Consider the following 21283-nt stretch of genomic DNA (forward strand, 5'->3'; position numbering starts at 1 on the left):
ATTGGGGATCGGGGATCGGGGATCGGGTATTGGGGAAGGGAGAAATTAATAGCTACTAACGACTAATAACCAATAACCAATGACCAATAACCAATAACCAATAACCAATAACCAATTAAAACCAACCTTGTTTGTTAACAAAGTAAGTATCAACAAATTGGTTGTAGGACTTGTTGAGGTAGATCATCCCTTCTAGCAAACCCACAAGCTGCATGATGAATAAGGTTAAGCCGTAGGTAAAATAACCTCCCACCAAAGAAATCATGAGCATAATAAAGCCCTCTACGGTATAACCCAAAACAAACTTATGAATTCCAAGACCCCCTAACATAATGCCGCTATATCCAGCTAATAGTTGTTTGGTGGCATGACTGGGGTTGAGATTTGCCATATGAGTGCTACTCCTTTATGAACTATGTATAAAATTGAAATTCTATATTTTTAGCAAAAAGTAAATCTACTGACTATCTTATTTCCACTATGTTTCGGGAAAATCAACAATTTTTTACTTTTTATTCAGTATAAACACTGTTAAAAGTAGATATGCAGAAATGGCGTAACTTGAAATCGCAAGTACGCTTTCTCAGGAGATAAGTGTTCAGACATAGCCTGAAACTATGTATCTCCACAAAATTATTTTGAATAACAACAAAAAACCGCTACACAAATGTTTTGAATATTAAGCTATAAAACTCTGTTTTACAGAATTAACAGCTATCATCATCAAACAATTGCGTCGTACTACTTTTTACACATCAGATAGTATCATTTCCGGATTTTTTTATTTTTGCGGCAATAATTTAAGGATACTGATTTAAAGTAATGTAGACGCCTTATTTAAGCGGCTCTTTGCACATGGTTTTCTAAGTCTAGTCAAGCAATTAATTACAAACTAATGTGTGTAAATCTTCCGTAATCACTTAAGTGAACACGGAACTTAGAAGCTAGTATTCCCAAACCATAACTGGAAATAAGCAATCCTCAGCCACAAAAGACTAATTTCTTATTTTTTTAACTTTATTGCTTGAGTTTTTTATGAGATATGTATTTTCTCTCAACCTAGCATTTTTTTATAGTTAATATCAACATACCGTTGGTAGATTTTTGTGACATATACGGATAGGGGAGTGTGGGGAGACAAGGAAGCTCTTAGCAGGGAGCTCTTAGCAGGGAGACAAAGGAGAATAACCAATGCCCAATGCCCGATCCCCGATCCCCGATCCCCGATCCCCTAATTACTACTACCAAGGATAAATAAGCTAAGTAGGGTGCCGCTGTTCCAAAGGCTATGGAGAAGCATGGGAGCAAGGAGGTTGCGCGATCGCGTGTACACTATCCCTAAAACAACTCCCAGGGCAAACAGGGGTAAAACTTCTGATAAACTCAGGTGAGCGATCGCAAACAAAAAGGCACTGGTGATAATTGCCCACCACACAGACACGTAGCGAGTTAGGGAAGGTAACAGAAAACCACGAAAGAGGAATTCTTCAAATAATGGAGCAGCGATCGCGGCAGTTACAAAAAATATACCCAATGCTACAGAATCTTGACCTTCCAATGCTAACTGCAACAGAGGATTACTACCACCTTGACCTTGCCATATTTGTTGATTAATCAGGGATACCACTACAACCACTGGTAACGCTGCACAATAACCACCGAATCCCCACAAAAACCACTTACCACCTAAGTTGAAGCGAAACCAGCTAGACTCTAGCGGTAAAAAACGTTTAATAGATAAATACAATACCGATATCGCGCCCAATGCCACTAAGATGTAACTTAAAAATACATAGAATGCTTGGAGTCGCAGATTTCCGGCAGCACGGGGGATAGGAAGCAGCTGTAACACAATGGGAATCAATATTTGTCCCATGAAGAAAAAGCCCACGACAAATACTTGCAAAATTGTTTCGCCATCCCAAGGTACTGACCAACTGGTGTTAGCATTTTGCTCCAATAAACTAGCTTTCCCCTTGACAACACGTTGAGCAATCAGAAAAATCACTAGTCCAACACCAATAAAAGCTCCCAGGGCTGGAATAGTACCAATAATCGCTAATTTCACAAAAGCTTGTTCAGCAGCTTTTTGTTCTGCTATTTTCAGGTTTGCAACAGCTTCTTGACGTTGCTGGAGTTGGTAAAGTTGAGTCAAAGCAGTAAAGCGAAACCAGCCATCTAGATGATCTTGAATCAGTTGTTGAGCATTGGGAAGCAAACGAGGTGGATCACTCCACATTCCACTCAACGCCGTCGCAGTTTCACGTAATTCAGGTTTAATTTGGGAATTTTGCTGCAATTGCTTCCAACTTTTAACAGCTGCATCTGTTTGTTTTTGCTGTGCTTGTAAAATTCCTAAGCGCAAATCGATCTCAGCAATTGATTTTTGTAGTTGATCAATAGTTTTTTCTAATTCTTTTTGCTGTACTGAACGAGAAGTATTAGTCGCAGGAGGAATTTCCGGTTGAGGTTTAGGAGTTGTGGGAGTCGTTACAGGTTCAGAACTAAGCTCTATGAGTTGTTTTTTAGCTTTTTCCAAATTAGTTTCAGCCGATTTCCGTGTTTCTTGATACTGCTTAGTCGCGGTTTCCAGGGGTTTTTCACCTATAATTGCTTCCTTCGCTCCTTGCAAATTCTCATCTTTGCGATCTGAGGCTTGCCACTGGGAAGCTTCTAGGACAATATTTGTCTGATAAAGATCCAGACTATTTTGAAACTGTGGTTCTTGCCAACTATTTAGTAAAGACGAACCAGCAACAAAGATAGCTAATAATGTTAACAAAAATAAACCTAACCGCTTAGGTGTCATCTATTCTCCCCTTGACTCATACTGAGTTGCAATTAAATCATCATAATTAAAAAATATGGAGAACTGGGGAGGAAGGGAAGACCCATCAGCCTATCAGTCTCCACGACTAAATACTACTTTTTTTATCAGCATTTTGGAGTGGTTGCGGATGCGTGAAAATTTGCGATCGCTCTCAACAACTAGTCTCCCGTGTCCCCCGTGTTTCGATGTTTCAGATAGACATTCCCCACCCTACTATATTTTAAGTAGGGTTTTTCCACAGGAGATAGATATGTTTGGATTGGGATGGACAGAAGTCGGTGTAATAGCGATCGTCGCTTTGCTAGTTTTTGGGCCAAAAAAAATCCCTGAACTGGGAAGCGCACTAGGTAAAACCTTACGGGGTTTTAAAGAAGAACTGAATAAAACCACCAGCGATGAAGATTCCACGCCAGAGGAAGAAGAAAAATAGTCATTTGTCCTTGGTCATTTGTAAACACAAAGGACAAATGACAAATGACTAAATAATCGAATTGACAATGGATGAAGTCACACCCATTTGAGAATCTACAGTTGGGGGGGTGGTATTTTGTTGAGGAACTTCTTCTTTAACAACACCACGCGCCTTAATCAACTTGATGGCACGATTGACACTTTCTGGTAAGATAACCACCAAACTGTTCTCAGGGGCGATATCCAAAGCTTTATTAATTGCTTGGGTTTCATCCAGAATCGCTTCATATTCGTAATCAGGATTGACTTGTTTAATACCTTGAATAATTAATTCCGCAGCTGAACCCCGCGCCCTTCCTCTGGTGTCGTCGTCTTCTTTGATGATTACATAATCAAAAATTTCGGCTGACAGTTTACCCAAAGCCACAAAATCTTGATCACGCCGATCACCAGGGCCACCGATCACACCAATGCGATCGCCATTTGTCCAGTTACGAACAAAGGAACCCAAAGCTTGGTAGCTGTGGGGGTTGTGGGCATAATCTACCAAAGCGTGGAAGTTACCCAAGTTAAACAAGTTCATCCTTCCTGGCGTTTGACTTACCGAAGCTCGGAATGTGTTTAAACCAGATCGAATTTGCTCAATTGACACATTCTGGACAAAGGCCGCTAAGGAAGCTGCTAAGGCGTTAGCAATCATAAATGGCGCTCGTCCACCCATTGTCAGGGGAATATTTTCTGCCCGTTCAATCCGGTGTGTCCAATCGCCTTTTAATATTGACAAAAAGCCATTTTCATACACTGCTGCAACTCCGCCTTTTTGGATGTGGTTTCGCACCAGTTCCGATTCTGGGTTCATGGTGAAGTAAGCAATATTAGCTTTTGTGCGTTCTGCGATCGCCGCTACACGGGGATCATCGGCGTTGAGAACAGCGTAGCCATCAGGATAAACAGCTTCGGCAACTATACTCTTGAGGTGTGCCAACTGGTCAATTGTGTCAATGTCACCAATACCCAAATGGTCAGCAGCAACATTTAATACAACACCGACATTAGAGGCTTCAAAAGCTAATCCAGAGCGGAGAATCCCACCGCGAGCCGTTTCCAGGACTGCTACTTCTACCGTCGGGTCTTGCAAGATTAACTGGGCGCTTTGGGGACCTGTGTTGTCGCCTACTTCTACTAAGTAATCTCCGATATAAGTTCCGTCTGTTGTCGTATAACCTACTACTTTTCCTGTCTGTTTGTAAATGTGAGCTAGTAGGCGAGTAGTAGTGGTTTTACCGTTTGTCCCTGTAACACTTAATACAGGAATCCGGCTGGCTTGCTCATTGGGGAACAGCATATCAATTACTGCACCGGCAACATTGCGGGGGATGCCTTGACTGGGGGCAACGTGCATCCGGAAACCAGGAGCAGCATTTACTTCTACGATCACACCGTCAACTTCACGCAAGGGGCGGCTAATATCTGATGTCACAACATCTATACCAGCGATATCCAAACCAATAATCTTGACAATGCGCTGGGCTAACCAAACGTTTTCGGGGTGAATTTCATCTGTCCGATCTACAGCTATACCACCTGTACTTAAGTTTGCTGTTGCCCGCAAGTAGCAAATTTCGTCTTTCGCTAAGACACTGTCGAGGGTGTAACCTTGTCTTTCTAATAACTGATAACTGGTGCGGTCTAGTTCAATTTTGGTGAGAATCTTATCATGTCCGTCACCACGATTTGGGTCTTTATTGGTTTCTTCGATTAATTCCGCAATTGTAGATCTACCATCACCAACCACATGAGCAGGTACACGTTCTGCAACCGCCACCACTTTACCATTTACAACCAAGACTCGATGGTCACGCCCGCTGTAATACCGCTCCACAATAATCGAGCGAGAAACTTGTCTGGCTGCGTCATAAGCTGCTTCTGCTTCTTCCCAACTTTGAATGTCGATGGTGATCCCACGTCCGTGATTACCGTCTAAGGGTTTGATCACTATCGGATAACCACCAACGTGTTCTACTGCTTCTTGCAAATCATCCAAGAAATTAATCACCGTACCTCGCGGCACTGGTACACCAGTACTAGCAAGAATGCGCTTGGTGGCTTCTTTGTCGCAAGCCAACTCTACACCCAAGATGCCGGTGTTATCGGTCATGGTAGCTTGCATCCGCTTTTGGTTGACACCATAACCTAGTTGAATTAAGAAGCGCGCCCCTAGTTGCATCCAGGGGATACCTCTTTTTTCAGCTTCTTTGATGATTGACTCTGTGGAAGGTCCCAGGGCTGAATCACGCCATAAGTCTTTGAGGTCTTGTAAATCTTGCTCTAACTCTGCCTTTGGATAACGCCCTCGGTCAACAATGCTTTGGCACAGCCTGACTGCGGCTCTACCTGCATAACGTCCGGCTTCCTCATTTAGATACTCAAAGACGACTTGGTAAACTCCGGATGTGGACGTTTCACGAGTACGACCGAAGCCGACGTGCATCAGCGCTAATTCCTGTAGTTCTAAAGCTACATGCTCCACGATGTGACCCATCATGGTGCCTTCACGCACTCGCATCAAAAAACCACCACGACAGCCAGGCGAGCAGTAGTGACCCTCCAGACTAGGCAGAGCCTCAACTAATCCTTCATAAAAGCCGGGGATCTCATTTGAGGGCGTCTCGGCAAGATTTTCTAGATCAAGGCGCATGACGATTAGCTTGTGGCGTCGAATGCTCCAGTAGTTGGGGCCGCGTAAGGTCTGGATTTTGAGGATTCTCATGGGAATAGGTAGATGGAGATTCGGAACCAAAATTCTAGTTTCTTACTGAAATTGACCGCCAAACTGTTCATAGTAAACAGTTTTTTCTTCTTACATCGTATTACTCGCACTTTTTTGCTGCAACGCCGAATTACGCGGTCAATTCAGTGTAACTTCAGATACTTAAGTCCGTCAGCTGGAAATCCGGTAGACAGCGGGTAGAACGGTACGTTGGTAAAGGTGGAAGCGATCGCCATGACTGAGAATGTGTAGGCGCAAATTGTGAAGATTCAAAGGTTCAGTTGCTCCCACATGAGGTTCATTGGTGTGAGTCACTTCGGTCGGATCTACTATTGTAACCGAACCTTTACCCAAAACTTGTAGCCAACCATCACGCTCAAATAACGCACAAGTATCTTCATCAATGCCGATACCCAGGCGATCTGGATGAGAAGCGATCGCGCTCATCAAACGCCCCATACGATTACGATTGTTAAAATGTTGGTCTACAATTACTTCAGGTATAAATCCTAAGCCCGTCGCCATGTCCACCAAAGAACGATTGGGTGACTCACCGCTACCACCGCCTGCAATCATGTGATGTCCCATAACTGCCGCACCTGCGCTAGTACCTGCCAGAGTTAGTTCTCCAGATCTAACTCGCTGCCGGATAATGTCCATTGCTGGTGTGTCTGATAAGACCCCACACAGCCGCAATTGATCACCTCCTGTTAAAAAAACCCCGGTACAAGCTTCCAGGGACTGTTGGTAATCACGGTATTCACACTGTTCTCTTTCACGTATATCAAGAAGTTCAACCTTCTTGGCACCCATATCTTCAAAAATGCGAATATACCGACCACCAATAATCGAGGGTTCGCGAGAGGCAGAAGGAATAATAGCAATATGGGCGTCATTAGCACCAGCACGGGCAAAAAAAGTCCGCAGAATCTCGCGACCATGGACTTTATCTTCTGCGCCTCCGATCACCAGAACGGCAGTTTTGGTTGCTTGGGGTGTCCTCATTTCCAGCAATTTAGCTTGTAATTCCGGCATTGTGTTTCTCCTGTCAACAACTTCAGGTGAAAATTACAAGAGCAGCAGCCTAATTGTTTTTGCGCCTCGCCTCTTGCCAAGGACAGTGCTTTAGGCAATTGGTAATGGGTAATTGGTAATGGGTAATGGGTAATGAATTGGTAATTGGTAATGAATTGGTAATTGGTAATGGGTAATTGAAATATTGATGATTTTTCTCTACCCAATTCCCGATTCCCGATCCCTGATCCCTGATCCCTGATCCCTGATCCCCGATCCCCATGGCGACAGATTTATGGTTGTAGTCAATAAAATCCTGTTGTGATGACTGCCGTTGCAATGCCATTGTTCTGTAGACGCCTAATAGCGAATCCCTTGGGTGATAACTGTCTGTTTGAGTGTCTCCTCTAACTTTGGGAAACAGAAACAGATATTGACGCACTTTTTCTTTGAGGCTGGTTCGATGCATCCTGGAAGTTGTTAACCTAGTCAGAAGATTAATTTAAATTTAGATGTGACAATATTTAAACATAAATTAAGTAATTAGAAAAACTTTTGTTGACCCATACAATCCAACTATTTCTAGTACTCCATAGATACGCTCAAACAAGCTCTTGTATATTTTGTACAACATTAGCTAGTTGTCAGTGCTAAAAAGCAGCTATGCTGTAGACGCTCGTTCAGACAATGTATCTGTTAGATAGACAATCAGGGGAATACCAAAAGTCATCGCCTGCGGCAGCAATTTTTGGGAACCCCAGCAGAAAAAAATCAATCAGCATAGCATCTACTTTTTTAACTTGTTTATTAACTATCTAACTATTGCTGCCGTACTGTACCAGACATTCCAATTTTAAGATTAGTGTTCTCCAATACGAAATACTGTGCGCTTTGATATAGTTACGCTATTTCCTGATTGTTTTACCTCTATTCTTAGTTCAGGGCTAATTGGTAAAGCCTTGGCCAAACAGATTGCTCAGGTGAATTTGATCAATCCTCGCAACTTTACTACCGACAAGCATCGCAAAGTTGATGACGAACCCTACGGTGGCGGTGTCGGAATGCTAATGAAGCCAGAACCAATTTTTGCTGCGATTGAGTCTCTACCTGTTTTACCCAAAAGAGAGGTGATTATGATGAGTCCCCAGGGACAAACGATGAATCAACCTCTATTACGAGAATTAGCGACAAATTACGACCAATTGGTAGTGATCTGTGGTCACTATGAAGGTGTAGATGAGCGAGTACTGCATTTAGTTACCCGTGAAGTATCCTTGGGTGATTTTATTCTCACCGGCGGAGAAATTCCAGCCATGGCTTTGATAAATGGTGTGATGCGCCTATTACCAGGAACTGTTGGTAAAGCCGAGTCCCTCAAATCAGAAAGTTTTGAAGAAGGATTATTAGATTATCCCCAGTATACCCGTCCCGCAAATTTCCGTGGTTTGAAAGTACCGGATGTACTGCTGTCTGGTAATCATACTGAAATTGCTAAGTGGCGATTAGAACAACAAATTCAAAGAACAGGCGATCGCCGTCCAGATTTACTCCAAGCTTGGCTAGAGGAAAATGCAAAATTCAAAATTCAAAATTGGGACAAGGGAGACAACAGGGAGATGGAATGAATAACTAATGACAAATGACACTTGACTATTGACAAATGACCCTTGACTATTGACAATTGACCCTTGACTATTGACTAAAAATGAACATTCGGATTGGTAATGGTTATGATATGCATCGATTGGTGAGCGATCGCCCTTTGATTCTTGGCGGAATCAATATTCCTCACTCTCTGGGTTTGCTGGGACATAGTGATGCTGATGTCCTCACCCACGCGATTATGGATGCGATGCTAGGAGCATTATCCTTGGGAGATATTGGACATTATTTTCCCCCCAGCGATCCGCAATGGGCAGGAGCAGATAGTTTAGTGTTATTAAGTCAAGTAGACCAACTGATTCGTAAACAAGGTTGGCAAATAGGAAATATAGACTCGGTGGTAGTCGCAGAACGTCCAAAATTAAAACCTCATATTGAAAAAATGAAGGAAAAAATCGCAGAAGTTTTGCAATTACAACCAAATCAAGTGGGAATTAAAGCTACTACCAATGAAAAACTAGGTCCTGTTGGGGAAGAACAAGGTATTTGCGCCTATGCAGTTGTTTTACTATCACAGGAGTAAAAGATGAATAAGTTTTAAAGGGAACTTTTAACAGGGAAGCCCCATAATAAAAATTAGGGGATTTTGAATAAAACCAATTAAAGTCAGCTTTGAACTGACTTTAGCTATTAGCCCCAACTTTAGTTGAGGGCAAATAAAAATATTAAGAATATCAATTAATGATGAGCTTTGCTAATATCCTTCGTCCTATTAAGCGTTTTCGCTTGTTACTAATTCTGGCTTTGATCGGTGTCTTCATAACCGTTGCTTGTAACCCAAATAATTATGAAATAAAAGCTGCTCAAGTGCCGCAAATGATTAGTGCCATTCTGGGTGAGCCTTCAACTTTTAATCCTGCGCTAAATGAGTCGTTGTATAGCGTTTTTGGCCCACTTTATGACTCATTAATTAACGAAAATCCCCTGACGACTAAGCTAGAACCCGGTTTAGCTGAATCTTGGGAAGTATTTGATAATGGACAACGGGTTGTCATTACTCTTAAAAAAGGACTCAAGTGGTCAGATGGTAAACCGATGACTGCTGATGATATTGTATTTAGCTACAACGACATTTACCTAAATCCCAAAATTCCCACACCAACCAAAGATTCTTTGAGAATTAATCAGCGCGGTGACACTCCCAAAGTACGAAAAATCGATGATTTGAAAGTAGAATTCACCGTACCAGAACCATTTGCTCCTTTTTTAAGATGGGTAGGTGGGATTACAATTTTGCCCGCTCATGCTCTTAAAGAATCTGTCCATACAAATGATCCTGGTGGTAATCCCAAGTTTTTGACAATGTGGACAACGGGTACTGCTCCCAAAGACATTATTGGGAATGGACCTTATTTAATGGAAAGTTATGTACCCAGTCAACGAGTTATATTCCGACGCAATCCATACTACTGGCGTAAAGATGCTCAGGGAAATCCTCAACCTTACATAGAACGGTTGATTTTCCAGATAATTGAATCAACTGATAACCAATTAATTAGTTTTCGTTCTGGACAATTGGATGATCTCGAAGTTCCTCCAGAGGGTTTTAGTTTATTAAAGCGAGAAGAAAAACGGACAAAATTTAAAATTTATAATGGTGGACCGGATACTGGTACAACTTTTATTGCTTTCAATCTGAGTAAAGCTAAAAATTCTAAAGGTCAGCCTTTTGTAAACCCGGTCAAGTCTCGTTGGTTTAATAAAAAGGAATTTAGGCAAGCAATAGCCTATGCTCTTGATCGGGAAACAATGAAAACTAACGCTTTTCGCGGAATAGGCGAGTTACAAAACTCTTTTGTTTACGTCAAGAGTCCCTTCTATTTACCTCCAGAAAAAGGCTTAAAAATTTACAATCACGACCCAGAAAAATCAAAAAAATTACTCCTACAAGCTGGCTTCAAATATAATTCTCAAAATCAACTAGTTGATGAAGATGGTAATCAAGTCAGATTCACCCTGCTGACAAATGCCGAAAGGAAAGTCAGGGGAGATATGGCAGCACAAATTAGACAAGATTTAGCTAAGATTGGTATTCAAGTTGATTTACAAATTCTTAGCTTTAACGCTTATCTAGAAAAACTCAAAGTCAGCCAAGATTGGGATTGTTATCTTGGTGGTTTTGCTGGTGGCGGTGTTGAACCTCATAGTGCTAGCAATATCTGGAGAATTAACGGTGCATCCCACGCATTCAATCTTGGTCCCCAACCAGGCGACCCACCGATGACGGGCTGGGAAGTTTCTGACTGGGAAAAGGAAATTGACCGTCTTTATATCAAAGGCGCTCAGGAAATAGATGAAAACAAACGCAAGGAAATTTATTACCAATATCAGCGCATAGCTTCAGAACAACTACCATTTATTCACTTGGTAGAAAGATTAGACTTGCAAGCAGTACGCGATCGCTTCCAAGGTATCAAATATACTGCACTCGGCGGTCCATTCTGGAATTTGTATGAACTGAAAATTGCTGAAGAGAACTAACGGGATCGGGGATCGGGGATCGGGGATCGGGGATCGGGGATCGGGGATCGGGGATTGGGGACAAGGGAACAAAGAGGAAAACCAATGACAAATGACTATTGTAAAGACGCGATGTTCCTCGCGTCTCTAATGACAAATGACAAATGACAAAAATTTGCGATCGCTCCTTGAAGCAGTCGCTAATGGTAATGTTTCTCTAGATGTTGCACTAGATGAACTCAAACATTTAGCTTATGAACCTGTGGGTGAGTTTGCCAAAATTGACAACCATCGCGCTTTAAGAACGGGTTTTCCAGAAGTAATTTGGGGACCTGGTAAAACCCCCTATCAAATTGCTCAAATTATGGAGGTGATGCGTCTACGTAACTCTGTAGTGATGGCAACTCGCATCGAACCGGAAATTTACGCAGCACTACAACCCAAGGTGAGAGATTTACGATACTACGAATCAGCACGAATTTGTGCGATCGCTCCCACTACTATTGAACCAAGTTTTCCTGGCACAATTGGTATTCTTTCTGCTGGTACAGCCGATTTACCCGTAGCTGAAGAAGCTGCTGTCACCGCAGAACTTTCTGGTTTTCGCGTCCAACGCCTTTGGGATGTGGGAGTCGCCGGGATTCATCGCTTGCTGAGTAACCGCCATGTGATCTCGCAAGCATCAGTGTTAATCGTTGTCGCAGGTATGGAAGGCGCTTTACCCAGTGTAGTAGCAGGTTTTGCAGACTGTCCGGTGATTGCTGTTCCTACTAGTATCGGTTACGGTGCAAGTTTTGGAGGTTTAGCCCCTCTATTGACAATGTTAAACTCTTGTGCTGCGGGAATCGGTGTAGTGAATATTGATAATGGTTTTGGTGCAGCAGTCCTAGCAGGGCAGGTTTTGCGAACAGCCGAAAAATTACGGATGGCATCGTCTGATTCTTGAGTTATCACGGTGAGATTACTCTTATATTTGGTAAAAAATATTACTGAAAATGAAACTTTTAATCACATTATTTGCCTTTATCTTAAGCTTTTGGCTAAGGATCAGTATATCGACTTAAGAAGAGAACGGGGAACAGGAAACTCTTAACAAAGAACAGGGAACAGAGAACAAAAAAATCGACAATGTCTAATTTATTTTATTTAGGTACTTAATTTCGATGTCTCAGTTAATTTGGCATTTACCAGAAAATTTGACTATCTTAGCTCAAAATGTTACTGACCCAAACCTTATTGGTCAAATGCAAAAAGCCTTCACGCATTTTGTACAATCAGGCCAAGCTTGGGCGCTATTGATTGGATTGGCAATTGGTTATATGATCCGAAATCTCACAAGTTTTGGTTAGTAGTTAATGGTTAGTAGTTAATGGTTAGTTATAAATGATTAGTAGTTAGTGGTTGTTAACCAGCGCCGATCCCCTTTCCCCAGTTCCCTTTCCCCTTTCCCCAGTTCCCTTTCCCCGATCCCCAGTCCCCAAACATGACTGAACAGCAAACTTGGAGCCAGCGATTTGAATCAGCTTTACATCCTGCGATCGCTCGTTTTAATGCAAGTATTAGTTTTGACATTGAATTAATCGAATATGACTTAACTGGCTCTGTTGCTCATGCTCAGATGCTAACTAAATGCGGTGTCATTCCTCTTGAAGAAGGAGAGCAATTAGTTGCTGGTTTAGAAAAGATTCGCCAAGAATATCGCCAAGGCAAGTTTAACCCTGGCATTGAAGCAGAGGATGTACACTTTGCTGTTGAGCATCGTCTTGTGGAAATTATTGGTGATGTAGGTAAAAAGTTACACACTGGGCGTTCTCGTAATGATCAAGTAGGAACAGATACCAGATTGTACTTACGCGACCAAATTCAACAAATTCGTCGGCAACTACGAGAATTCCAAAGTGTCCTTTTAGATATTGCTGAGAATCATGTTGAAACTTTAATCCCTGGTTACACTCACTTACAACGCGCCCAGCCTTTAAGTTTAGCTCACCATTTGTTGGCATACTTTCAAATGACACAACGGGATTGGGAACGTCTAGGAGATGTCCAGAAGCGAGTCAATATCTCTCCTTTAGGTTGTGGTGCTTTGGCTGGAACTACTTTCCCTATTGATCGACATTACACAGCCCAACTATTGCATTTTGATAGTGCTTATGCTAATAGCTTGGATGGAGTGAGCGATCGCGATTTTGCGATCGAATTTTTGTGTGCCGCTAGCTTGATCATGGTTCACCTGAGCCGTCTTAGCGAAGAAATTATTCTTTGGGCGTCTGAAGAGTTTGGTTTTGTCACCCTCAAAGATAGCTGTGCAACGGGTTCCAGCATTATGCCCCAAAAGAAAAATCCAGATGTCCCAGAATTAGTGCGGGGTAAAACTGGGCGTGTCTTTGGTCATCTCCAAGGCTTGTTGGTAATCATGAAGGGACTACCCTTGGCATATAACAAAGACCTACAAGAAGACAAAGAAGGTCTATTTGATAGCGTCAATACTATCAAAGCATGTCTGGAAGCAATGACAATTTTGCTACGAGAAGGTTTAGAATTTCGCACCCAGCGTTTAGCACAAGCAGTGTGTGAAGACTTTTCTAATGCTACCGATGTCGCAGATTACCTAGCAGCGCGAGGTGTACCCTTCCGAGAAGCATACAATCTTGTAGGTAAAGTCGTAAAAACTAGTATTGCTGCTGGTAAACTCCTCAAAGATTTAACCTTGGAAGAGTGGAAACAACTTCATCCCGCATTTGCAGAAGACATTTACGAAGCAATATCGCCTCGGAAAGTAGTTGCTGCCCGTAACAGCTATGGTGGTACAGGTTTTGATCAGGTAAGAACAGCAATTATAAATGCCCGCACTCAAATTGCAGAATAGTGATTAGTAGAGATGTAGCATTCATTGCTACGTCTCTAAAAGGATTTATAGGATTTATACTTCAAACCAGCAGCGCCGGATTTATAGTCGTGCGCCGCTACCCAAAAGAGCTTGGATAACCTGAGTTCGGGATAAGGAAAGGGACAGGTAGTAAGCTGAAAATAACGTCAAATCCAGCACCTGTCCTATGTTTAGTTTAGAATCTTTGTTCTGCCATGTAGATGATTTCTGTAAAGCTTTTGAAGCTCAATGGCACAAAAAGCTATTACAGGGAGGAGGAATAAAACGCATTAGGGCCAAAAGCCTATGTTTGAGTGAAATCATGACGATACTTATTGCTTTTCATCAAAATCACTATCGGAATTTCAAGCATTTTTATTTAAATCACGTCAAACAGCATTGGAGTGATGCTTTTCCAGCTCTCCCGAGTTATCAGCGTTTTATAGAGTGGATACCATCAACAATCATACCTTTGTGTGTCTACCTAAAGCATTGTTTTGGACGATGTACGGGTATCGGTTTTATCGATTCAACCTGTTTGAAAGTCTGCCATAATCGTCGAATTTCTCGCCATAAGGTTTTTGACGGTTTAGCGGCTCGTGGAAAAACTTCTGTCGATTGGTTTTTTGGTTTTAAGCAACATAAAAGTCGTTAATGAACTGGGTCAACTGTTAAATGTAACTTTGACTCCTGGTAATATTGATGACCGTAAACCAGTCCCCGATTTACTGAGCGAGCTTTTTGGAAAAATATTTGCCGATCGCGGTTATGTCTCTCAAAAACTGGCTTCTCAACTTTTAGAAGAATTTGGCATCCAATTTTTTGCCAAACCTCGTCGCAACATGAAAAACATGCTTATGCGTGTTCATGACCTTCGATTCAATGAACTTAAAAATGGGGCAGGCTTGGTTTAGTCCATCCACTTGGCCCAACGAGTTATCTTTTTAGAAGCCTGCCCCATTTTTAAGAGGAGAAAACTGTGACAAGCTTTTGTCTCGTAAACGCTCCATTATTGAGACCATTAACGACCAACTCAAGAACATTTCTCAGATTGAACATTCTAGACATCGAAGTCCCGTTAATTTTTGCGTTAACGTTCTGTGCGGATTAATCGCTTATTGTCATCAACCCAAGAAACCCAGCCTTCAGATGGAGTGGCTTTTACCTCAATCTGCTTAACCCGAACTCAGGTTTGGATAATACAAAAACCTTGTATAGAGACGTGAAATTTCACGTCCCTACATGTAATGAAAAAAGGCGTATCTATATACGCCCTAACAACTAAAACAAAAAAAGAGCAACCTTTTGAGTAGGGAAATTATTCAGCATCAACTGCTGCTGCTCCCTCATCCTCTTCACTCTTCGGCGGTCTTTGTTGGAATCTTCTCTGCATCCTTCCTGTGGTAGTCCGTTTACGAAACTTTCGGGCATATGCCTGGTTCCGTAGCGCCTTTTCTTTTTTCGGATTGCGGCGCTTAGCCATGTTCACCTCATGAATAAACAACAAAAAGCCTTACTTAGGCGATATCTAGACAATTTCAACTAGGATTATCTTTACTTTAATTGTAGTTTGAGCCTAGTGAAGCTTTGAATAATCCTACGGCTGAAGGCAGCAGGGTTATTTATTGACACTCTCACCGCCAAGCTTTACGCTGTGGTGGGAGATTCTTGTTTCATCGGGTTTGTCTAGTTTTGGATCATCTCTGTTCCAAAACCCCGTCCAGATTCCCCTCCACAAGCATCTGTTTAAAGTTCACCGACTGCCCGACGGCAAACCATAAAATACTTGTTGACACCTATGAGCTTTGTTTAGCCTGCACGGGATGTCCTACAGCACAGTTGTAGCAAGATCCCTAAGGGTACAAGTACATATCTTCGTAGGAAGTCCCTAGCTTTAGACTCTTACCTCTAACGTAGTACGCAAGGTACTTAGTCTGGTCAGATTAAGGTTTTTTAAGACCCTATCTTTAGGCATGGGGTTTCTGACCCGGTAGGTTTTTATATCTTGTACTGTTAAACAGCAATACATCCTAACGTATGTTTATTGATTTTGTCAACTGAAATTCCGATTCTGTGTCTTATTAACTCTATCCTTAGTTAGAAGTATTAATGACAGTAAGTGATAAAATAGGACGCGAAATTAATATAAGTTATAAATTATCACCGAGCAAAAATTAATATATCAGCAATGTGCTTAACCCTAACTCTAGCTCACTTGTAATTTATAACTAGATAATACAAATTACTATTAATGTTATTTAACAAAAAAATATGATTGCAATTACTGTATACAATTAACACGGAAGAGTAAAATTTTAAATCATTACTATAAAACAATATATCTGTTTGTTTTAGAATTCGTGAATATATTTCTATATTAAAAGAATAAAATTATTTGTTATATGCAGAAAGCAAAGATTATTATAAAGTTTTTGAATAAGGCTTAACCCATCCTAGAATAAGGTTATACATCTTTATAAAAAATTAGATTAGCTTTAAGCTGTTATGCATTTAAATTGTATATTTTGCGATCAGGTTGTCAAGAGTCCAGAGTCAAAGACTAGCTTGGACTTTGGACCTTGACCATGGACAGTCCTAACGCAAGAATATTTAATCTAAGCGCACATCAGCTTATAGAAAAATCACTATACTTCTTTGTTTTTATCTAACTTATAGCTTGTTTAGCAAAACTAAATTATGTATACTCACATTCACTCTAATTCCTGCAAAGTAAATGTTAAAATTTGTATGTTCTAACCTAAGCATTAGAATCAATCCCAAAATCACAAATCTTATTGTATAAGAACATACTTAACAATTTAGTTGAGTAAATGTGATTAGTGGATAACTTCAAAGTACAACACACATAACTTACCAATATTTGAAGATTGAACGTTCTGGCTTTTTTTACTGTGGCAATCCAATGCACACGTAGTTTATGGCGATTTGGACAAACTGTACTGGGGATTATTTTCCGTCATCCGATCCCCGGTACAAGTATTATTCCTATTTTACCCGATGGTCAAATAGTGCTAATCCGAAGGCGAGATAATGGTCGTTGGGCTTTACCTGGAGGGATGGTAGACTGGGGAGAAGATATACCGAATTCAGTCCGTCGAGAACTGATGGAAGAAACGGGATTAGAATTAGTCAGGATTAGGCGATTAGTAGGAGTATACTCTGCTCCAGACCGTGATCCAAGAATCCATTCAATTTGTATTGTAGTGGAAGCAGACGTACAAGGAAAAATGGAGATTCAAGACACATTAGAAGTAATGGAAATCCAGGCTTTTCCTCTCGAATCTTTACCTCAAGAGTTTATGTCTCATGACCATAATCGCCAATTAGACGACTACTTAAAAGGTCTAACAACACTGGCATAATTTTTAGTGGTTAGTGGTTAGTGGTTAAAATTTTTCACTAACTACTATCTACTATTTACTATCAATTTACAATTTTAAAACTTAATTACTAAATTAAAAATGAATAACCTATTTCGTAACTCTCGGAGAAAGTTGTCTCAAGGGTTATTATTCTGGCGTGAAGTTGGGGATGGAATACCTGTAGTTTTCTTGCATGGTGCTTGGAATGATAGTAGTGAATGGGTAGCAGTGATGGAAATGCTTTCATTAGGCTTCCATTGTTTTGCGCCAGATTTATTCGGCTTCGGTGAATCGGACTATCCTAATATTCACTACTCGATAGATTTGCAAATAGAATGTCTGGCTGAATTCTTACAAGCTTTAAAATTAGAAAGAGTATATTTAGTAGGGCATTCTCTTGGTGGTTGGATTGCTACAAGTTATGCTTTAAAGTATCCAGAACAAGTATATGGCTTAGTATTATTAGCACCAGAAGGTGTAGAAACTGAAGCATTAGACAAAAATTGTCAAAAATTACAGGGTTTGATGAAACGTCCTTTGTGGATATTTAAAATATTAAGAATACTTCGTCCTTTGACTAAAATTCTGGGTTTAGAGACGCAAATAGAACAGGATTGGCAACAACAACAATTAATGCGGCAAAATCCAACAGGTAGTGAGTTATTATTCTTACGTCAATTACCAGAAATTCGTGCCGAATTAGTACAAGATAAATTAGATTTTATAACAGTTCCTGTTTTAATTTTACAGGGTGGGAAAGACTCTCCAGATGTCTTGGATAAGAGTAATTATTACGCAAAAATAATTCCACAAGCCAATCTGAAAATCATCGATCACGTAGGAGAAAATTTGCCGGAAAAGTGTGCGGCGATTGTTGCTGGAGAGATTCGGGATTTTATTAAAGGATAGATAATAAATAACTAACAACTAGCTACAATTTCTCGCATTCCCCAGAATACTAAATTTGGTTCTACAATTATGTGTGCTGCTATCTGTGGTAGATGGGATCGTAGATAGTTGATTAAAAAAGTGCGATCGCCCCCAGTAATAGCAATCTTACTTTGAGGAAATAACTGCAACCAAGCCTCAACAAAATCTTTGATTCCAGCTAACAAGGTATAAATCACCCCGCTTTGGATGGCCTGTGGAGTATTTAGTGCAAACCGTTGCGGTAAATCTGGGGGTAATTCCACATTTGGTAATTGTCCAGTCTTTTGGTTAAGAGTTGCTATTTGCAAACCCAATCCCGGTAAAATCGCACCCCCAACAAGATTTTGGTTTTCATCAGCACCAGTGAAAGTCAATGCTGTACCCGCATCTATTACTAACATGGGAAAACCCCAAGTTACCCCCGCACCCCATAACGCCAAAGCTCGATCTATTCCTAAAGTAGGATACATACCTTCGAGGGGTATTTCATCTATAGTAATAATACGTACATTTGGGTAAGTTAACCATAATGCTGTTTGACTAGGAACTACTGAGGTAAGCAGGAGGGGAATGGGGACTTCGGGAGTATGGAGGGTATGGAGGTTTTGGGGAGTCAGAGAAAGACTGTTGAGTATTTCGTTAAGGTTTCGACATTGAGATAATTCATATACAAACGACTTAGGAAGACGTTCTGTATTCCAGGTATGGCAAAGTTTTTTACCTTCAAACCAACCCCAGTGCAAGCGAGAATTACCAATTATTAAAGCTAACCAATTTTCTGAGTACATCTACGTAAGAATTTTCCTAAAATTTCTTAGTAATGCCAGAAAGAGAGCAATCGCAATACAATCTTTGTGGATGGCACTTTCAATGTTGCTAAAACCATACTATAAGAATACAGTTATACATTTCTTCTATCTAAGGTTACTTAATTAAGTGACAAGAGACTCTAACCATCTTCAGTAGACAACACCCAAATTTTTGAATTTTAGCCAGTTGTGAACTCTGACTCACTCTTTTTATTAGTAGAAATTTATACTTTTAGCTTTTTTTAACTAATCTATAAATTATTTAATAAATATTTACAATAACCTCGTGTCAAAATATAAATACAGGAAAAAATACTCATTCGCTATGGAGGGCAGTTATGGTAGCACTCGCCGAAAATCCGAAAAAAAGACTGACCATCCAGGTCACTGATATTGCGTTGGAAACAACAGCTATTCGTTCTCTGGACTGGGATCGCGATCGCTTCGATATTGAATTCGGTCTGCAAAACGGTACTACCTATAATTCGTTTATCGTACGCGGTGAGCAAATAGCTTTAGTTGATACCTCTCACGAAAAATTTCGCCAGCTATATCTAGATACCCTCAAAAATCAAATAGACCCAGCAGACATTGACTATTTAATTATCAGTCATACTGAGCCAGATCACAGTGGTTTAGTTAAAGATGTCCTGCAACTCGCCCCAGATATCACCGTTGTTGGTTCCAAGGTAGCGATTCAGTTTTTGGAAGACTTGGTACATCAACCCTTCAAACGGCGGATTGTGAAAAATGGCGATCGCCTAGATTTAGGTAACGGTCACGAATTAGAATTTGTGATTGCCCCAAACTTACACTGGCCTGACACGATCTTTACCTACGACCACAAAACCGAAATTCTCTTCACATGCGATGCTTTTGGGTTGCATTATTGTTCAGATGCCACATTTGACGAAGATTTAGAAGCCATATCCCCAGATTTTGAATTTTACTATGAATGCTTAATGGCTCCTAATGCCCGGTCAGTGCTGTCAGCCCTCAAGCGCATGGGCGAACTGGAAAAAATCGGTATGATTGCCACAGGTCACGGGCCGCTACTTTCCCACAACGTTGAAGAATTAACCGGACGCTACCGCACTTGGAGCCAATCTCAAACCAAAGCAGAAACTATGGTTGGCGTATTTTACGTTCCTGGTTATGGTTGGGGCGATCGCCTAGCACAAGCTGTTGCTAATGGTATTACCAAAACAGGTGTAGCAGTAGAATTAGTAGACCTCAAAACCACAGACTTGCAAGAACTCCGGGAAATTGTTGGTCGTTGTGCAGGAATTGTTGTTGGTACACCACCAGTATCTAACCCAGCAACACAAACCGCCCTCAGCACTGTTTTGGGTTCTACGAAAGAAAAACAAGCTGTGGGGATTTTTGAATCCAATGGTGGTGATGATGAACCGATTTATCCCTTGATGAATAAATTCCGGGATTTGGGTTTAACACCAGCCTTCCCAGCGATTCAAATTCGAGAAACACCCACAGAAAACACCTACAAGCTGTTAGAAGAAGCGGGAACAGACTTAGGACAATGGGTGACACGGGATAAAAGCATCAAACAGATGAAAGCCCTGGATGCTGACCTAGATAAGGCTTTGGGTAGAATTAGCGGTGGATTGTACATCATCACTGCTCAAAAAGGCGATGTTAAAAGTGCCATGCTAGCATCTTGGGTGAGTCAAGCTAGCTTCAAACCCTTGGGAATCTCGATTGCAGTAGCAAAAGATCGGGCGATCGAATCACTGATGCAGGTGGGCGATAAATTCGTGTTGAATGTGCTGGAAGAAGGTAATTACCAAAATTTAATGAAACACTTCCTCAAACGTTTCCCCCCCGGTGCAGATCGTTTTGAAGGAGTGAGAACTCAGCCAGCCCAAAACGGTACACCAATTCTCACCGACGCTTTAGCATACATGGAATGTGAAGTTACCAGTCGGATGGACTGCGGCGATCACTGGATTGTCTACAGTACAGTTGAAGCGGGACGGGTGAGTAAGCCAGAAGCTTTAACTGCTGTACATCATCGCAAAGTTGGAAATCATTATTAGAAGGGATCGGGGATCGGGGATTCTCCAGAGGAGACGCTACGCGAACGGGGATTGGGGATCGGGGATCGGGGATTAGGAAATAAATTAG

At 41.2% G+C, this 21283-nt stretch carries 17 protein-coding genes and 2 pseudogenes; 12 read left to right on the plus strand and 7 right to left on the minus strand.

What is annotated here, in order from left to right; genetic code table 11:
* Positions 1 to 115 precede the first annotated feature (115 nt).
* Complete coding sequence (locus tag B4U84_RS08135) at positions 116 to 391, minus strand: TM2 domain-containing protein (RefSeq protein ID WP_017309078.1); 276 nt, start codon at positions 389 to 391, stop codon at positions 116 to 118.
* 840 nt (positions 392 to 1231) lie between these two features.
* Entirely contained in the window at positions 1232 to 2809 is a 1578-nt protein-coding gene (locus B4U84_RS08140; RefSeq protein WP_017309079.1) for a CPBP family intramembrane glutamic endopeptidase, read from the minus strand.
* Positions 2810 to 3080: 271 nt separating this feature from the next.
* Between B4U84_RS08140 and B4U84_RS08145 the strand changes: the two genes are divergently transcribed.
* The gene (locus B4U84_RS08145) at positions 3081 to 3260 is read left to right on the plus strand and encodes a Sec-independent protein translocase subunit TatA/TatB (protein ID WP_016860062.1); all 180 of its coding nucleotides are present in this window, start codon (positions 3081 to 3083) and stop codon (positions 3258 to 3260) included.
* A 48-nt stretch (positions 3261 to 3308) separates the two neighbouring features.
* On the opposite strand, the gene cphA is transcribed toward B4U84_RS08145, so the two are convergent.
* The 3 genes from cphA to B4U84_RS30445 all read right to left on the minus strand — a co-directional run bounded on the left by cphA (position 3309) and on the right by B4U84_RS30445 (position 7494).
* A complete protein-coding gene (cphA, locus tag B4U84_RS08150; RefSeq protein WP_131118806.1) occupies positions 3309 to 6011 on the minus strand; it encodes a cyanophycin synthetase in 2703 nt (900 codons plus the stop codon).
* Between the two features lie 171 nt (positions 6012 to 6182).
* The gene (locus B4U84_RS08155; protein ID WP_016860064.1) at positions 6183 to 7046 is read right to left on the minus strand and encodes a cyanophycinase; all 864 of its coding nucleotides are present in this window, start codon (positions 7044 to 7046) and stop codon (positions 6183 to 6185) included.
* 49 nt (positions 7047 to 7095) lie between these two features.
* The gene (locus B4U84_RS30445; RefSeq protein ID WP_165490260.1) at positions 7096 to 7494 is read right to left on the minus strand and encodes a hypothetical protein; all 399 of its coding nucleotides are present in this window, start codon (positions 7492 to 7494) and stop codon (positions 7096 to 7098) included.
* 415 nt (positions 7495 to 7909) lie between these two features.
* Between B4U84_RS30445 and trmD the strand changes: the two genes are divergently transcribed.
* The 8 genes and pseudogenes from trmD to B4U84_RS08200 all read left to right on the plus strand — a co-directional run.
* On the plus strand, positions 7910 to 8650 hold the full coding sequence (gene trmD, locus B4U84_RS08165; protein WP_017309082.1) for a tRNA (guanosine(37)-N1)-methyltransferase TrmD: 741 nt from the start codon (positions 7910 to 7912) through the stop codon (positions 8648 to 8650).
* Between the two features lie 80 nt (positions 8651 to 8730).
* On the plus strand, positions 8731 to 9210 hold the full coding sequence (gene ispF, locus B4U84_RS08170) for a 2-C-methyl-D-erythritol 2,4-cyclodiphosphate synthase (RefSeq protein ID WP_131116826.1): 480 nt from the start codon (positions 8731 to 8733) through the stop codon (positions 9208 to 9210).
* 161 nt (positions 9211 to 9371) lie between these two features.
* Positions 9372 to 11168, plus strand: a complete 1797-nt coding sequence (locus B4U84_RS08175; RefSeq protein ID WP_131118808.1) for an ABC transporter substrate-binding protein — start codon at positions 9372 to 9374, stop codon at positions 11166 to 11168.
* Positions 11169 to 11304: 136 nt separating this feature from the next.
* The gene (larB, locus tag B4U84_RS08180) at positions 11305 to 12093 is read left to right on the plus strand and encodes a nickel pincer cofactor biosynthesis protein LarB (RefSeq protein WP_131116829.1); all 789 of its coding nucleotides are present in this window, start codon (positions 11305 to 11307) and stop codon (positions 12091 to 12093) included.
* 217 nt (positions 12094 to 12310) lie between these two features.
* Complete coding sequence (locus B4U84_RS08185) at positions 12311 to 12496, plus strand: hypothetical protein (RefSeq protein ID WP_017309086.1); 186 nt, start codon at positions 12311 to 12313, stop codon at positions 12494 to 12496.
* Between the two features lie 134 nt (positions 12497 to 12630).
* Positions 12631 to 14016, plus strand: a complete 1386-nt coding sequence (gene argH, locus B4U84_RS08190) for an argininosuccinate lyase (protein ID WP_017309087.1) — start codon at positions 12631 to 12633, stop codon at positions 14014 to 14016.
* A gap of 187 nt (positions 14017 to 14203) precedes the next feature.
* Positions 14204 to 14885: pseudogene (locus tag B4U84_RS32095) on the plus strand (IS982 family transposase); the annotation flags it as partial.
* A gap of 112 nt (positions 14886 to 14997) precedes the next feature.
* Positions 14998 to 15195 (plus strand): annotated as a pseudogene (locus tag B4U84_RS08200) (transposase); the annotation flags it as partial.
* 139 nt (positions 15196 to 15334) lie between these two features.
* Here B4U84_RS08200 and B4U84_RS30450 read toward each other — a convergent pair.
* Positions 15335 to 15499 carry an Asl3888 family RNA-binding protein gene (locus B4U84_RS30450; protein ID WP_016860072.1) on the minus strand — a complete coding sequence of 55 codons (165 nt, stop codon included), beginning with the start codon at positions 15497 to 15499 and terminating at the stop codon, positions 15335 to 15337.
* Positions 15500 to 16904: 1405 nt separating this feature from the next.
* On the opposite strand from B4U84_RS30450, the gene B4U84_RS08205 reads away from it, so the two are divergent.
* Both B4U84_RS08205 and B4U84_RS08210 read left to right on the plus strand, forming a co-directional pair.
* A complete protein-coding gene (locus tag B4U84_RS08205; RefSeq protein WP_017309088.1) occupies positions 16905 to 17399 on the plus strand; it encodes an NUDIX domain-containing protein in 495 nt (164 codons plus the stop codon).
* A gap of 99 nt (positions 17400 to 17498) precedes the next feature.
* On the plus strand, positions 17499 to 18308 hold the full coding sequence (locus B4U84_RS08210; protein ID WP_044452316.1) for an alpha/beta fold hydrolase: 810 nt from the start codon (positions 17499 to 17501) through the stop codon (positions 18306 to 18308).
* Between the two features lie 11 nt (positions 18309 to 18319).
* Here B4U84_RS08210 and B4U84_RS08215 read toward each other — a convergent pair whose 3' ends face one another.
* Positions 18320 to 19117, minus strand: a complete 798-nt coding sequence (locus B4U84_RS08215; RefSeq protein WP_044452315.1) for a pantothenate kinase — start codon at positions 19115 to 19117, stop codon at positions 18320 to 18322.
* A 359-nt stretch (positions 19118 to 19476) separates the two neighbouring features.
* On the opposite strand from B4U84_RS08215, the gene B4U84_RS08220 reads away from it, so the two are divergent.
* Complete coding sequence (locus B4U84_RS08220) at positions 19477 to 21195, plus strand: diflavin flavoprotein (RefSeq protein ID WP_017309091.1); 1719 nt, start codon at positions 19477 to 19479, stop codon at positions 21193 to 21195.
* Positions 21196 to 21283 lie beyond the last annotated feature (88 nt).

Source organism: Westiellopsis prolifica IICB1 (assembly GCF_004323185.1).
Taxonomy (GTDB): Bacteria; Cyanobacteriota; Cyanobacteriia; order Cyanobacteriales; family Nostocaceae; genus Pelatocladus; species Pelatocladus prolificus_A.